9 protein-coding genes are annotated in these 16,974 nt (G+C 38.9%); all 9 read left to right on the top strand.

The window, feature by feature from the left end; translation table 11 throughout:
* Window positions 1-444 (top strand): putative PEP-binding protein (locus tag VJ937_RS00995; RefSeq protein WP_324065059.1); only part of this gene is annotated, 444 nt, incomplete at its 5' end.
* A gap of 411 nt (window positions 445-855) precedes the next feature.
* Window positions 856-1,059, top strand: coding sequence for a hypothetical protein (locus tag VJ937_RS01000; RefSeq protein WP_157754519.1), 204 nt, complete (start codon window positions 856-858; stop codon window positions 1,057-1,059).
* A gap of 1,038 nt (window positions 1,060-2,097) precedes the next feature.
* On the top strand, window positions 2,098-3,414 hold the full coding sequence (locus VJ937_RS01005; RefSeq protein WP_324065060.1) for a DUF3103 family protein: 1,317 nt from the start codon (window positions 2,098-2,100) through the stop codon (window positions 3,412-3,414).
* A 128-nt stretch (window positions 3,415-3,542) separates the two neighbouring features.
* Window positions 3,543-5,873, top strand: coding sequence for a TonB-dependent receptor (locus VJ937_RS01010; RefSeq protein ID WP_324065061.1), 2,331 nt, complete (start codon window positions 3,543-3,545; stop codon window positions 5,871-5,873).
* A gap of 2 nt (window positions 5,874-5,875) precedes the next feature.
* Window positions 5,876-6,736, top strand: coding sequence for a DUF4249 domain-containing protein (locus VJ937_RS01015; RefSeq protein WP_324065062.1), 861 nt, complete (start codon window positions 5,876-5,878; stop codon window positions 6,734-6,736).
* Between the two features lie 743 nt (window positions 6,737-7,479).
* Window positions 7,480-12,819, top strand: coding sequence for a PAS domain S-box protein (locus VJ937_RS01020; protein ID WP_324065063.1), 5,340 nt, complete (start codon window positions 7,480-7,482; stop codon window positions 12,817-12,819).
* A 304-nt stretch (window positions 12,820-13,123) separates the two neighbouring features.
* Complete coding sequence (locus VJ937_RS01025) at window positions 13,124-13,711, top strand: hypothetical protein (RefSeq protein ID WP_324065064.1); 588 nt, start codon at window positions 13,124-13,126, stop codon at window positions 13,709-13,711.
* A 918-nt stretch (window positions 13,712-14,629) separates the two neighbouring features.
* Window positions 14,630-15,151: an NADH-quinone oxidoreductase subunit NuoE gene (nuoE, locus tag VJ937_RS01030; RefSeq protein ID WP_324065065.1), complete on the top strand. Its 522-nt coding sequence runs from the start codon at window positions 14,630-14,632 to the stop codon at window positions 15,149-15,151.
* A gap of 37 nt (window positions 15,152-15,188) precedes the next feature.
* Window positions 15,189-16,967 (top strand): NADH-ubiquinone oxidoreductase-F iron-sulfur binding region domain-containing protein, encoded by a 1,779-nt coding sequence (locus VJ937_RS01035; protein WP_324065066.1) that lies wholly within the window; start codon window positions 15,189-15,191, stop codon window positions 16,965-16,967.
* The last annotated feature ends 7 nt before the right edge of the window (window positions 16,968-16,974 follow it).

Genomic DNA, 16,974 nt, shown 5'->3' on the forward strand with positions numbered 1-16,974 from the left:
GCTGATGTATTCAAAGAAAAAGGTGTTGAGGTTGATTACCTTGTAGGAACCATGATTGAGATTCCACGTGCTGCTCTTACCGCAGACGAGGTGGCTGAAGTTGCCGAATTCTTCTCTTTTGGTACCAACGACCTTACCCAAATGACTTTCGGTTATTCGCGCGACGATGCCGGTAAATTCCTGCCTGTTTACCTTGAAAAAGGCTTGTTGAAAAACGATCCGTTCCAGGTACTCGACCAAACCGGTGTAGGTCAGTTGGTTGAGATGGGAACTCAAAAAGGCCGCAGCACTAAAAATGACCTTAAAGTAGGTATTTGTGGTGAGCACGGTGGTGAACCAAGTTCAGTTGAATTCTGCCACAGAGTTGGAATGAACTACGTTTCATGTTCACCTTATCGCGTACCAATCGCACGTTTGGCAGCTGCTCAGGCCAACATTCGCTAATATCGATTTTATTCGAGATAATTCTAAAGCCTCCGGAAACGGGGGCTTTTTTTGTAGGTATGGATTGATTTTTCAGAGGTTGACTTAAAAAACATCTTTGCTTACCCGCCGCTGGCGCGCTGCCAATCCCGCTGCAAAATCAAAATAAATTTTACCCCCGATCGCGCTAATTTGCAATAAGAGCGCGACATCACCATTTCGATTCCCACCAGCCAACACACTAGCCACTCAATGGCATACGGTAGTTCGTTGAGTGGCATTGCGGGAGAGAATGAGGGAATCGAAACGAACGGAACAAAACCAATAGCCTGGCCAACCTGAAAGATAAATTAGAGAAGTTACACCTGCTATCCTGAAACTAAAAGTCAATATTAATCGTTAAATTTGTAGGAAAATAAAACAATGGAAATTATGAACGTAGTTGAAAAAAGAGACTTTATACACAGGTATTTGCATCAGTTAGAAGAACCTGTTCTAAATGAAATTTACGCCAAAATGATATCCCTTTTCAATGAAACTTTAATTGAAGAATCAGAAGAAGATATTGTAAATGGAAATCTAATCGGTCACGAATCATTAAAACAGGAGATATCAAATTGGAAGACTACAAAATAAGTTGGACCTCGAGAGCTGTAAAAGACCTGCGAAAGATATATAACTTTTACACAGAGCAAATTGGAGAAGATAAGGCTTTTGAAATAATCCAATCTTTAGTAAATCAAGTTGATATTTTATCAGACAGGAAATTTGTTGAAATTGGTGCTATAGATTAACAGTTTAGTCATTTAAAAAGGACATCCAAAAAGCTAATCGAACACAATATAAAAATCACTTACAGAACAAGCGACAACAGCAATACTGTCTATATTAACAGAGTCTTTGACACACGTCAGAATCCGAATAAAAATAAATAACCCCACCGCACGACCTGTCCCGATAGTGCAACGTATCGGGAATCAGGAAAAGCGGTATTCGTCATCAATCGTCAGCACTGCGTCCGCCTATCGGCAGAAAAAGCCAGGCCAAACCATCATAGCAAATTTCAGTAATTCCTTTATATTTAATTAACTTTTCTTTTTTACGTTTGTGACTGTATTTAGTTGCAAATATAATTTCTTTTTTAATTTTGCTGGTGTTATTCCTTCAGATTTTTTTGAGTATGCTCTATACTATTGATTACGTGCCGTTTGGTTGAGCTTTCGTATTTGTGTCCGGCCATATTTTTCTATCAGTTAGTATTTTATACTTTGACCAACAAAAAACTATTTTCAAGCGCCAGCGGGGGCTGTCTTTTGTCATACCATTTAACGATACATTGCGGGAAATTCCATTATGAACTAAAAATTATATATTCAACGGAATAATTGTATAAAATGATTTTTTTTTTTTCTTTGTTGTGAAAACAAGCTGGAAGGAGGTGATATATTATCCCTGTGACTTAATTACGATTTCTCACAGGTTAACTTAAATCAGATATTTTTTTAAGAAAATGCATTGAATAATAAGATTATTGATGTATAGGTGTGATCCTACCCAAACGGATACTGTTTAGCTATGCAGTAATATAGTAAAAAAGTAGAAGCACAACCCAAGCAAAAACGGTGTTTTTGGCAAGAGATGTGCTTCAATTGTAACATTTCAAAAATAATTAAAATGAGACATTTAGTTAGACTTATAATCATTTTATTTTTTATTAAATTTGTTTTAGTTTCTTGTCAACAGGATGAATATTATGAGCCGCAGGAAACTTTTAAATCAAATTATCGATATGATAAGGATATAAATAGTTTTGCAGAGATGGTAGCCAAGGCAATGAATTCCAGGCAGTTTAGGGCTTCAATTAAGAAGGAGGCGGTAAAGGAATTTGATGGCGATTTTGATGTTTTAATGGCCAAGTATCAAGATAAACAGATTAATACAGAAAAAAGTAGTGAAGGGATTAATCTTTTTGATCATTTGGCTGAAAAGTCTACCAAAACGAAATCTTTAAATGATAAAAAGAAAGCAAAGAAGTACCTTAAAGAATTGCAAAATAAATATCCGTTATTACAGATATCTGTTCCTGAAGTTTATGAAAACAGCACAAAAGAATGGGATGTTGACTCACATATTCCTCTAGTAGCATACATTCCATCTGATTACCAGGAAGGGGAAACTAAACAGATTCCTGCTTATGATCAGTATGGCAAGAAAGTATTTATTGATGCCGTAACTGAACCAACAGAGCCAGTAATAGTGGTTAGTATGAATGAGCGATTGATTGTTTTCGAAAAAACTAAATCATTACCCGAACAAGATTTTATTGAGATCGCTAGCACTTCAGATTACATAATAGGCCTGGCGCCAGGCCCAGGAGGTAGTCATATTGTTACTGTTGGTGGCGGTACCGGTGGTGGCGGTACCGGTGGAGGTACTGGTGGCGGTGGTACCGGTGGAGGTACTGGTGGTGGCACTACTTATGATAGAGATAGTAATGATGAAAAAGATTATTTGAACAAAGCAAAGTTCGTATCGAAGGATGCTTTCAGAAGTGTTGAAGGCTGGCCGTCAGGGAAACCTGAGTTTAAAGTAACAATATTGCATACACAAACAATGGGAGGTTCACATTCTTTAGGTACTCTAACTAAATATCCCACTAAGAATGGGTGGATTAGAAAAAAACTTTTTACAGTTAGTTTGTTGACTAAAAACTTAAATATGGAATTATTTACATACAATAGAGATGAGTTTGGCAATAGATACAAAATACACTGGCTTGAGCAGGATTGGGGAACCAATAATCAAACATTCACTGTTAATTATTCCAATGATTTTGAAGGCGGAGGTCAATTTGATATTGATTTTGAAGTAGAAGGAAAATCAAATGATGATGAAGCAGGCGAGTCATATGTTGAGTATATAGATGATACTGACGGCGAGGGGTATATGTACTCAACAGGCATATTGAATTTTTGGATTAATCAACAATAGTAAATTAAAAGGTTGTATTCACTTGAGAATGCAGCCTTTAATTTCAAATTCTTTATTGAACGAAACTATGATATTTGTTTTGTAGTTTTGTTATAAATGAATAGTGCTTTTAAAGTAAAAATTTTATAATGAATTCAATTAAACAGCTTTTGTTGCTCTCATTGCTAATAATTTTTAAACTCAATACTTTAGCGCAAACATACTCAATTTCAGGTAAAGTAGTTGATTTTGAGAGCCATGAACCTTTAATTAATGTAACAGTACATAGTCACGATAGTAATAAAGGTATTTATACGAATGATTATGGTTATTATAGTCTTATCTTGCCAAAGGGTAAACATCAACTATCCTACTCTTTTGTAGGGTATGGAGAGATTTTGAAAGCAATAGATTTACAGACAGATACGATAATTAATATAGCATTAAAGCCAGGGGAATTACTTCAAACAGTAGAAGTCACAGCCAATCAGAATAGTAGGCTTGTGGCCGAATTAGGTGCAATAAGACTCAATCCACAGTTGATTGAAGAGTCTGCTATTATTTTTGGTGAAGCAGATTTGATCAAATATGCTCAACAAATGCCAGGTGTACAGGGTGGTCATGAAGGTTTTTCAGGTATGCATGTGCGAGGAGGCAGCCATGACCAAAATCTTATTTTACTCGATGGTGTGCCTGTTTATAATATTAACCATTTTTTTGGCTTGTTTTCGGTATTTCACCCCGGGGTTATCAAAAGTGCTACACTTTATAAAAGCAACATTCCTGCTCGTTATAGAGGAGGAGTATCATCTGTGCTAGATGTACGCTTAAGAGAAGGTAATTTGCAGAAATATACAGGTGAAATAGCTATAGGCCTTATTTCGTCTAAGATTAATATTGAGGGTCCAATAAAAAAAGATACAGCCTCTTTCTTATTTGCCTACAGACGAACCTATTTAGATTTGTTCACGAGACCACTGGCTGCTGCAACTGGAAGTAATGTAAGTGTGGGATACTTTTTTCACGACTTAAATGCCAAAGTTAATTATGTTTTTTCACCCAAAAGCAGGCTCTATCTGAGTACTTATATTGGAAAAGATGCTTTTTTTATGAAAAACAAAGAAAGTGTCCAAACTGATGATGTAGATTATGTAATTAATCAGAAATCAGATCTTGGATGGGGAAATATTACCGGTGTTATGCGCTGGAACTATATTTATTCAAATCAGCTTTTCTCGAACTTTACTTTTTCGGTAAGCCATTTTGACTTTGATAATAGCAACCTTACAAGCGAAAATACTTCTGATGGTGATAAAAAAATAGATAATAATTACAGCTCAGGTATTGAGGAACTTGCCACGGCAATAGATTTTGATTACTTCCTTGCACACGATCACTACCTACGATTTGGCATAAAGCTAAGGGGTAGACGTTTTAATCCCGGTATAGAAAGTATGCATTATAATTATCAAAATGACATTGAACTGAATTCTACTGTTTCAAATGCAAAAGTAACTGCCCTGCAGTACGCTGTCTATATTGAAGATGAATGGGAAGTTACTGGTGAAATAAAGGCTTCCATTGGGTTGAATATTAATGGTTTTTATACAGACAGTGTTTCATACAACTATTTGGAACCAAGATTAGCCATAAATTGGCAAATAGCTGAAAAAGTTGCTCTGATGGGAAGTTATAACTACCTTCATCAATACCTTCATTTGGTCACCAATTCAGGTTTGGGTATGCCAACAGATCTATGGGTTCCTTCAACAAAACGTATTCCACCTGTTAGCGTATCCCAGCCTTCTTTAGGCATTAGCTGGCAAATTCTCCCCAAAGTGCACCTTAACATGGATGCTTATTATAAAAGTATGCATAATGTTACCGAATACCGTATGGAATACTTGCTAGAAGAAGACCAAAAAGATTGGCAAAATAAACTAGTGAGTGGTAATGGAAAATCTTACGGTATAGAAATTTTGCTGGAGAAAAGTGGGCAAAAAACGAATGCATGGCTTAGCTATACGCTTTCAAAATCAACTCGTACTTTCGAAGAGCTTAATCAAGGAAAACCTTTCCCATATGTGTACGATCGACGGCATATTTTCAATGTCAATTTAACCCACGAATTCAATGATCATATTAAGCTTAATGCTTATTGGGTTTTTCGTAGTGGCAGGTTTGCTACTTTTGAAACCAATAGCTATATGCCTTACTCACCTTTTCCTACTGGAAATGAAACTGTGGATTACTACGGCCAAATGAATAATTTACAATATCCTAATTACCACCGATTGGACTTATCATTGATGCTGGAGAAAGAAAAAAAGCGGGGTGTACGAACCTGGAAAATTGGCCTTTATAATGCCTATTCTCAAGTCAACCCTTTTATCGTAGAGTATGATTCTTCAATGAATAGATTTAACAAGATTGGCATATTTCCTATTCTACCTTTTATTAGTTATCATTTTAAATTTTAGTTATGGTTAGGTTTATTCTTTTATTTACAATTGCTGCATCCACACTTTATTCTTGCCAGGAACCCGTTGATTTGTACCTAGAAGAAGGAGAGCGGAAGATCGTTGCACATGGATATTTATCACCTGGAGTACAAGCTGAAATTAACCTAGAATTATCCTTTCCATACAACTCAGGGGATGGCGGAGACACTGAGGAAATAACAAATGCTGTAGTAAAACTAAATGATCAATATGGTCATACACAGGAGTTTTCATACAATGATTCCATAAGGTCATATTTACCTGTTAATTATATGAATATATTGCCCGGCGATGTGTATGATTTAAAGGTAAAAGTACCGGGGTATGATTCTGTTTTCGCTCGCACAAGAATTCCCTCAAAAATAAAAATTGATTCCATACGACACTACCCCGTAACAGTAGATTATAGAGAATTGGAAAGATATGAGATCACATTTTCTGATCCTCCCAATGAAGAAAACTTCTACTTTTTCTATACCATTGGTGGTTCATATAATCATTTTTATAGTGATGATCCTTTATTGCAATGGGATTTTGTTGAAAAGGATTATATCGTATTTAGTGATGAGATTATTGATGGGCAAAAATACACAATAGTAATCGATTACTTTTTTAATTCTGAGGATAGTGTAAGCATTCATTTGCAAAGTCTTTCACCCGAAGCATATTTTTATTTTCAGTCGATTGATGCTCAGCATAATATACATGAGTTCCCAATTGAGAATGTGGAATTAAACATACCCATTGCTCAGCCATTTCAGATATTTACGAACCTGGAAAATGCAGTTGGCATTTTTGCTTCCTTTAATTCAGATGTAAAAACACTACCAGCTCCTGAATGATTTTTTCGGACATAATTTCTTTGTGGAAACAAGTTGCAAACTATCTGTCCCAGCCTGGATTTGAAACTAGCGCAAAAAAAAATCCGTGCTAGAGCATGTTTAATTTCACTTCGCTACTTTTGAATTCATGCCAAATGTTATGCGTCATTTTTTTGTTTCAATTGTCACCTTTGAAAAGCCTTTTCAATAAGCTGCTAAAAATCATACCGTATTAGAGCGTAATTAATAATGCAGTCTTTGACTATACTCAAATTTTATTGTGTCCCTTGTTTTATCCTCAGTAATTTAAAACCTTTTCAAATTAGCGTATTTCCCGAAAAAACACATCTCTGAGGTTTTTTAAATCATCGGCATTGCCTAAATTCACATCCCCCCGCTGGCGCTTCCAATGCCAATCCCACATTAAAATCAAAATTTAGTGTCTCGATATTGGGAATGGGTTTTGGTAGTAGATTTTGAATCTTGAGTGAGGATAAGTGAAAGCTTTCCAAAAAAATATCCTTCAAATAGCAACTCAATCGACGATAAATAAACGCTAAGTTCGTGCTATTGCATTATTATTCTACGTTATGTTAATTGCCTAAGCGGATATGATGTATCAAAATAGATAAACATGTTTTTTTTAGAAGCTAACCATCTTAAATTTTGTCTGGTTAGATAATTCTCCGTTAAATAAAAAATTGTAAATTGTATTTCAAATATGCTTGCTCTATAGCCTTCTATAATCGATAAACCCATAACCCATGCAACAATGCTCATTCGAAAATATACCCGATAGTTTCTTAAAAAAATGGCAGGAAATTGCTGATCTGTTAGCCAATATCATTCAAGTGCCCGCTGCGCTAATTATGAAAGTAGAAAACGAGACTATGGAAGTTTTCTCTGCAAGCAAAACAGAAAATAATCCATACAACATTGGTGATAAAGAACACTGGCACGGCTTATATTGCGAAACGGTAATTAAAACACAAAAAAAACTCAATATTCCCAATGCACTAAAAGATAAAGACTGGGACAAAAACCCCGATCTTAAATTGGGAATGCTTGCTTATCTCGGGTTTCCCATAAACTTCCCCGATAAAACCCCTTTTGGCACCTTATGCGTGCTCGACAGCGAGGAGAGGCAGTTTACAGCAGAGCAGGATAAAATATTACTCCAATTCAAAAACACCATAGAGCTGGATTTGGCTTTGATATGTACGTTGGAATTAGAAAAAAACAGCGATCAAAGCGATATAATTAATAATTTACTGCACAATAACGAAGAGTACCAGGTGATAAATGAAGAGTACCTCACAACAAACGAGGAGCTTCAACAAACCAATGACGAATTACAGCAAGCCAAACAAAGAGCTGAAGAAAATGAAGAAAAATACCGCCGAATTGCAGATAATGTAACCGATGTAGTCTGGATTACCGACCTCGAAATGAACCCGACTTACATTAGCCCCTCAGTTGAGCGGGTGTATGGAATTACGCCCGAAGAATACCTCAAACATCCAATAACCCGGACTTATCCGCCGGCATCCATTGAAAAGTTTAAGCAAACGTTGGCAGAACAATTTGCAAAAGAGCAAGACCCAAAGGCCGATAAAAACCGGACTTTTCAACTTGAAGTAGAACGCTATTACGCCGATGGTACCCTTGGCTGGGATGCCATTAATGCGACTTTCATACGCGATGCTCAAAAGAACCCGATAGCTATTCAGGGTGTTTCGCACGATATTACCGAGCGTAAACAGGCCGAAGAAAAATTACAAGAAAGCGTAAGGCGTTTTGATGAGTTGGTGGCAAAAATACCTGTGGGCGTATATGCCGTTTGGTTAAAACAAGACGGACAAATGAAATTCGACTACATCAGCGATCGTTGGTGTGCCATCCATAAGTTGAAGCGTGAAGATGTCATGGCTGATGCTGCAATAGTGAATAATCAGGTTCATCCCGATGAACGGGAAGCTTTTCTTGCAAAAAATCTGGATGCAGCACGTGGGCAAAAATCTTTTGTATGGGAAGGACGCTTCATTGTTGGTAAGGGAGAACTGCGATGGCTTCGAATAGAGTCTTCACCGGCTGCTTTTAATAATGACAACATTCGCTGGTTTGGTGTTACACAAGATATTACGGAACGCAAACAGGCAGAAAAGTCACTACAAGAAAAAAATGACCTTTTAGAGAAGGTTTTTGACAGTAATTTTGATTTGGTTGCACTCACCGACCTGGAAGGCAACTTTACTATGGTTGGCAAATCGCACGAAATACTGGGCTATGACAGGGATTTTTTGAGTGGAAAAAACGTAATGGACTTTGTACATCCCGAAGATGTGGCACATGTAAGCAAAGAATTTACACAGTTTTTAAAATCAGGTAACGACCGCATGGTTGAATACCGCAATAGATGCAGCGATGGTACCTATTTATGGTTTGAAACCATAGGCACAATATTAAAAGATGAAAAAGGCAATCCGGAGCAAATTTTATTTAATACACGAAATATTACTGAACGAAAAAAAGCAGAAGATGCGCTACGCGAAAGCGAAACCCGGTTCCAGAAAATGCTTAGCGTTGTTCCTGATATGATATCAATCCAGAACCCCGAAATGGATATTCTTTACAGCAATTGGCAAGGTTTTGCCGCTGTGCCGAAAAGCAAACAATTTTTAAATACAAAATGTTATAAAACTTACCGGAATTTTGATGATACCTGTCCGGATTGTCTCGCAAAAACAGTTTTGAAAACACGGAAACCTGTTCATGAAGAAAGACAGTTACCGGACGGAACATGGTATGATATCCGTGTGATTCCAATACTTGATGAAAACAATAACGTTGAAATGTTTATGGAGTGGGTGCGGGATATTACTGAAAGCAAACAGACCGAGGAAACACTGCGTTTAAATTATGCACTGCTACAGATCGCAGGTGAAACGGCTCGTTTCGGTGGTTGGAGTGTCGATTTAGAGAAAAACACAGCTACCTGGTCTGATGCCGTGGCGGATATTCATGAAGTGCCGCAAGGATTTGCCCCACCTGTAGAGGAAGCCATCAATTTTTATGCACCCGAATGGCGAGAAAAGATTACACAGGTTTTTGGTGATTGCGCCCAAAAAGGGATTCCTTACGATGAAGAAATGGAAATTATCACTGCAAAGGGGAAGCGTGTATGGGTGCGGGCTAATGGTAGAGCGGTGAGAGATGAAAACGGCAAGATAATTAAAGTACAGGGTTCTTTTCAGGATATTACTGAGTATAAACAGGCAGAAGAAGCACTGAGGGAGAGCGAACGAAAAATGCGAAGCATTTATAGTGTGGCTCCTACCGGGATCGGGGTTGTTGTTAATAGGGTGCTTAAGGATGTGAATCCGCGTGTTTGCGATATGACCGGCTATGCCAGGGAAGAACTAATTGAAAAAAATGCCCGCATACTTTATCCTACACAAGAAGATTATGAATTTGTCGGCAAAGAAAAGTATAAGCAAATCAGGGCAAAAGGTACTGGTGAAGTGGAGACGCGCTGGCAGCAGAAGAATGGAACAATCATCAATTTGCTCATGGCTTCTACACCCATTGATAAAAAGGACCTCTCCAAAGGCGTAGCATTCACTGCCCTGGACATCACCGACCGCAAACAGGCAGAGGAAGCTCTTAAAGACAGTACAAAAAAACTGCAACACTGGCATGAGTTATTGACTTACATCATTAAACACAATAGGAGTGCTGTAGCTGTGCATGATAAAGATTTGAATTACATCTATGTGAGCCAGCGATATATGGATATTTTCAACGTGAAAGACCCGGATATTATTGGAAAACATCATTACGAGGTATTTCCCGATCTGCCCCAAAAGTGGAGGGATGTGCATCAAAAAGCGCTTCAAGGAGAAGTGCAAAGTGCAGAAGAAGATCCGTTTTATCGTGCAGACGGGATCGTGGAATGGACACGCTGGGAGTGCCGCCCGTGGTACGAAGCTGATGGCTCCATCGGGGGCATCATTGTTTATACAGAGGTGATTACCGAACGCAAGCAGCGGGAACAAATATTAACCGAGCAAAAAGATTTGCTCTCGGCGATTTACCGCAACGCACCTATGGTGATGATGGTCGTCAATTCCGAAAGGCGTGTCCAGCAGGTCAATGGCTTTGCCACGCAGTTTGCCGGCAAAGATGCAGAAGATATGTTGGGTTTACGTGGCGGTGAGGCACTGCGGTGCATGCACGTTTTGGATGACCCCAAAGGTTGCGGATTTGGGGAGTTTTGCCGGCAATGTGTTATTCGCAACACGGTGCTTGATACCCTCGAAACCGGTGAAACGCATTTGCAGGAAGAAGCGCCCTATTTTTTTAAAGGGGAAGATGATAAGATTAAGGAAATGACCTTCCTGACTTCTACCACAGCCATTCAGGTAAAGGGTGAGCGCATGGTTCTGGTAACTCTGCAGGACATCACAGATCGCAAACAGGCTGAGGAAGCGCTTAAAGAAAGCGAAAAAAGATTCCATCATGTATTGCGCGATATTCCATGGATAGCAGTGCAAGGCTACCAATTTGACGGTACAGTAATTTATTGGAATAAGGCATCAGAGAATCTGTACGGTTATACTGCGGATGAAGCATTTGGAAGTAAATTGTATGAACTTATTATTCCACCGGAGATGCGTGAAAATGTGCGCGATGAAATGCAGCAAATGCATGAAACTTTAAAGCCAGCACCTTCGGCTGAATTGTCTTTGATGCGAAAAAACGGTTCCAGAGTTTCTGTTATTTCCAGCCATGCTATTATTCAGAGAAAAGGACATGCACCCGAACTATTTTGCTTGGATGTAGATATTACCGACCGCAAAAGAGCTGAAAAATTACTGCAGGAACGTAACGAAAAGATTAGAGCACAAAATGAAGAATACGAGAGTATTAACGAAGAGTTAAGGCAAATCAATGAAGAACTGATTGAAGCCAAAGAAAAAGCCGAGCAGAGCGACCGCCTGAAGACGGCATTTCTGCAAAATATGTCGCATGAAATACGCACACCACTCAATGCTATTTCAGGTTTTTCGGGTATGCTGAATAAACCAAAACTACAGGATGAGAAACGGAAAAAATTTGTTTCCATCATTCAAAATAGTAGCCAGCAATTGGTGGCAATTATCAGCGATATTCTTACCATTTCGTCGCTCGATACCGAGCAGGAAAAAGTAAATATCGCCGAAGTTGACATAAATCGCGTTATGGAAGAACTTTTTTCCATTTTTAAACCCGAAGCGCGAAAGCAAGATATTGCATTAAAAACAAAAAAACCATTAAGCGATGGTCAGTCAGTTATTTATACGGATAAAACAAAGATCACACAGATATTTACAAATTTACTGTCCAACGCACTCAAATTTACCCACGAAGGTTTTGTTGAAATGGGCTATACTGTGAAAACAGACAATGAGATAGCCGAAATGGAATTTTATGTAAAAGATTCCGGTATTGGCATGACTTCCGACCAGCAAAAAATAATATTTGAACGGTTTCAGCAGGCACATAAATCAATCAATAAACTTTATGGTGGTACCGGTTTAGGGCTCTCTATTTCCAGGGGGTTTGCCGAAATGTTGGGTGGTAAAATTTGGCTGGAGTCAGCACCCAATGAAGGATCCACTTTTTATTTTACCATACCGTATAAATCTGTCAATAAGATTGATACAGCAACGTCTCATATAGCACAAAACGTAAGTTCAGGAACCATTTTGGTAGCCGAAGACGAAGAATTAAATTTTATTCTTATTGAAGAGTATTTGAACAGCCTCGACGTAAAACTTATTCATGCCAAAGACGGACAGGAAACCTTGGATATTTGTAAATCAAAACAGCAAATAGACCTGGTTTTAATGGACATTAAGATGCCAAAGATGACAGGCGATGAAGCAGCAAAAATAATAAAGAAACTGAAACCCGGTTTGCCAATTGTAGCGCAGTCGGCTTACGTTCAGGAGCACGATATTGAACGTTTTTCAGATATATTCGACGCTTACCTGGCAAAACCAATTACCGAAGACGTTTTAAAGCAAATTGTAAATAAATTTATCAACATTTCGAAGGAATGAGGTTTAACCCTCGAACCGGCGCTATCGCAGCTGAAACCCAACCCTCGAAGCGGTTGGAGCGCAGCGGAAACCCTTCGAGCGGTTGAGAAACCAATTCGCGGAGTAAAATACTACCGTTTTACGGGTTGAAATTCCAACCGCTTTCTGGTTTGCAAACCCAACCGCTTCAAGGGTCTGCGACCACTTGAAGGGTTTAACGTTCGTTGAAGGCATTGGCGACCCGAATCCTCGAAGCGGTTTCGAGTGGTGCAAATTAATTACTATATTTGATAAAAATTAAAGTAATAGCCAATAATCATAAGGCATGCAAAACAGAATTCCATTAGACGAAGGGCTTTATTACCATATTTATAATCATGCCAATGGTCAAGACGATTTTTTTAAAGATAAAAATGATTATCAGAATTTTCTTAATCGCTATGTAAAATATATTGTACCAATTTGCAATACGTTTGCATATTGTTTAATGCCAAACCATTTTCATTTTTTTGTTCAGGTTAAACCTGAAAATGACCTAATTAAAATCCTTAAACCAAATCAAGAAACCAATAAAGTTGATAGCAAAACAATTAGCTACTGCTTTTCCCATTGTTTCAATGGTTATACCCAAGCATTCAACAAAAAATATCACAGAAATGGTAATTTGTTTAAAAGTACTTTTAAGCGAAAACCTGTAAAAACTGAAAAATATTTTGTCCAGTTAGTTCATTACATTCATTCGAACCCTGTAAAAGATGGATTTGTAGAGAAAATTGAGCAATGGGAGTACTCATCGTATAACTCTTTTTTCTCAAATAATTCGGATAAATTTATCAGGAAGGGAACTGTTATTGAGTATTTTGGCGATATTGAGAATTTTAAATTTATACACCAACAACCGTTTAATTTATAAAACACTTCGAAGCAGTTTAAACGCAGCGGAAACCAAACCCTCGAAGCGGTTGGAGCGCAGCGGAAACCCCTCGAGCGGTTGAGAAGTAAGTAACGAACGGTGAAAATAAAAAATTAACCGTTTTCCGGTATATAAACCCAACCGCTTCAAGGGTCTGCGACCACTTGAAGGGTTTTACGTTCGTTGAAGAATTTTGTTCCCAAGCCTCAAAGCGGTTGCAGCGCGGCGGAAACCCCTCGAGCGGTTGAGAAGTAAGTAACGAACGGTGAAAATAAAAAATTAACCGTTTTCCGGTATATAAATCCAACCGCTTAGCAGTGTAAAATACTACCGTTTTACGGGTTGAAATTCCAACCGCTTTCCGGTATACAAACCCAACCGCTTCAATTGTCTGCGACCACTTGAAGGGTTTTACGTTCGTTGAAGAATTTTGTTCCCAAGCCTCAAAGCGGTTGCAGCGCGGCGGAAACCCCTCGAGCGGTTGAGAAGGAAAATGGTTTAAACCAGCAGTTTTTTTTCATGAGCAAACAGACACTGCAAATATGCGATGTCGCCAGCATCAGTTGTTAAATATGGAATTTCTTAAAACAAACCCGGAGGGATTGCATATGTATAAATGTCTCAGACACGAGCAATAAATGATTCCGGAAGGAGTCGAATCCCTGTTTGATGAATCTTTATCAGTTCAATATCCACGAAAAGATTAACGCTACACGTTTTTGAATGATTGGCTTTCCGAATACAAATTTACGATTTATAATCCCTGCTCATTATTTTCCCTCAGTAATTTAAAACCTTTTCAAATTAACCTTTTCGCAAAAAAAACACACGTTTGTCGTTTTTTAGATCATCGGCATTGCCTAAATTCACATTGCGAAATTTTGGTTATTGGTTTTTTGATTTTAAAGTTAGCTAACTATGCGTGTACAACGGCTCCCACAAAAACCTGCACAAACTGAACCTTCAGAGCAGGTCGATCTGAGTTTACTGGATCCACTAATTGACAAATATAAAAACAAAAAAGGCAATATGATTCCTTTGCTCCAGGGCACTCAGGATATTTACGGCTATTTACCACGTGCTGCATTTGAAAAAATAGCACAAGAAACAGGTCTGCAGTTGAACGATATGTTTGGTGTTGCCACCTTCTATGCTCAGTTTAGACTGAAGCCTGTAGGCAAAAATATTGTCAAAGTTTGTCACGGAACAGCTTGTCATGTGCAGAATGCAACGAAAATCTCCGAATCACTGGAAGAAACTCTGGGTGTAAAAGACGGGGAAACTACCGAAGATATGTTATTTACACTTGAATCAGTGGCATGTCTTGGCTGTTGTTCTCTGGCTCCTGTAATGATGATTGGTGATGAAACCTATGGCAACCTTGATGGCAAAAAAGCTTCCAGAATTGTAAAAGATATTCGTCGAAGCGAGCAAAATTAACATAAGCATTTATTTGACATAAAGCCCTCACTTATTTATGGAAAATCTTAAGGTTATAGTAGATATAGGTAGTTCCGGAATAGCAGCCGGAGCTGGCAAGGTGCATACACACCTTCAGAACATTATAAAACAAGACCAGCTGCCAATTGATCTGCAGCAAACAAGCGGTATCGGTATGTGCTACAAAGAGCCACTGGTAGAAGTTAAAGATGCTGATGGCACTTATCTCTACGGCGACATGACACCCGACTTAATAGAGGATGTGTTGCACAGTCATTTGAAACTTAATGTGCCGTTAGAAAAATACGTGGTGCATACAGCCAACTTCGATACCCCGCATAATGCTTTTATGAATGACCAAACGCGAATAGCTTTGCGTCATTGCGGTGTTATTGATCCCGAAAAAATTGAAGAATATGAAGCGCAAGGTGGCTATCAGGCCATTAAGCGTCTGTTTAAGCACAAAGTAGAACCTGGTAAAATAATACAAACTATCATTGATTCCGGTTTACGTGGGCGCGGAGGAGGTGGTTTCCCTACAGGATTAAAATGGAAATTTGCTTTTAACAGTAAGTCAGACGAAAAATACATTATTTGCAATGCCGATGAGGGCGATCCTGGAGCTTTTATGGATCGTTCATTGCTTGAGGGTGATCCGCATGCTGTACTCGAAGGTATGATAATAGGTGCTTATGCCATGGAAGCCACCGGCGGCGTAGTTTATTGCCGGGCAGAATATCCACTTGCCATTAAACGCCTCAATAAGGCTATTCAACAGGCGCATGATAAAGGCTATTTAGGAAAGAACAGTTTTGGCATTGATGGTTTCGATTTCGATATTTATGTAAAAGAGGGGGCAGGCGCATTTGTTTGTGGTGAAGAAACTGCATTGATTGCTTCAATTGAAGGTAAGCGTGGGATGCCACGCAAGCGACCGCCTTTTCCGGCTGTATCAGGTTTGTGGGAAAAGCCCTCAAACATAAACAATGTCGAAACACTGGCCAACATACCCTGGATCATAAGTAACGGCCCGGATAAATATGCCGCATATGGCACTGAAAAAAGTAAAGGAACAAAGGTGTTTGCGCTGGCCGGGAAAATTAATCGCGGTGGTCTTGTGGAGGTGCCAATGGGTATTTCCATCGAAGATGTGGTGTATAAACTTGGCGGAGGAATTCCGGATAACAAAAAATTGAAAGCGGTGCAGCTGGGTGGCCCCTCAGGAGGTTGTATTCCTGCTCATTTACTCGATACCAAAGTCGACTACGAATCTGTAACAGCCACAGGTGCAATCATGGGCTCTGGCGGTCTGGTAGTGATGGATGAAACCACCTGTATGGTTGATGTTGCCAGGTTTTTCCTGGATTTTACGCGAAAAGAATCTTGCGGTAAGTGCACATTCTGCCGCATTGGAACCAAACGCATGCTTGAAATTTTAACACGCATTACAGAAGGCGACGGAAAACCAGAAGATATTGATAAACTGCTCGAACTTGGCGAAGAGGTTAAGAAAAATTCACTCTGTGGTTTGGGGCAAACAGCTCCAAATCCGGTATTAACGACCATACGCTATTTTAAAGATGAATATGAAGCACACATTAATGACAAGAAATGTCCTGCTGCTGTGTGCAAACAGTTATTGCATTATGAAATTGATCCGGAAAAATGTACAGGCTGCACCGTATGTGCCAAAGCTTGTCCCACAGAAGCCATTTCCGGAGAGCGAAAAGGCGTGCATGTGATCGACCAGGATAAATGTATTCAGTGCGGTGAGTGCTATAGCAAGTGTAATTTCGATGCAGTTCTAGTTTCATAAACCCGAC

The sequence above is a fragment of the Salinivirga sp. genome, assembly GCF_035268865.1.
Taxonomy (GTDB): domain Bacteria; phylum Bacteroidota; class Bacteroidia; order Bacteroidales; family Salinivirgaceae; genus Salinivirga.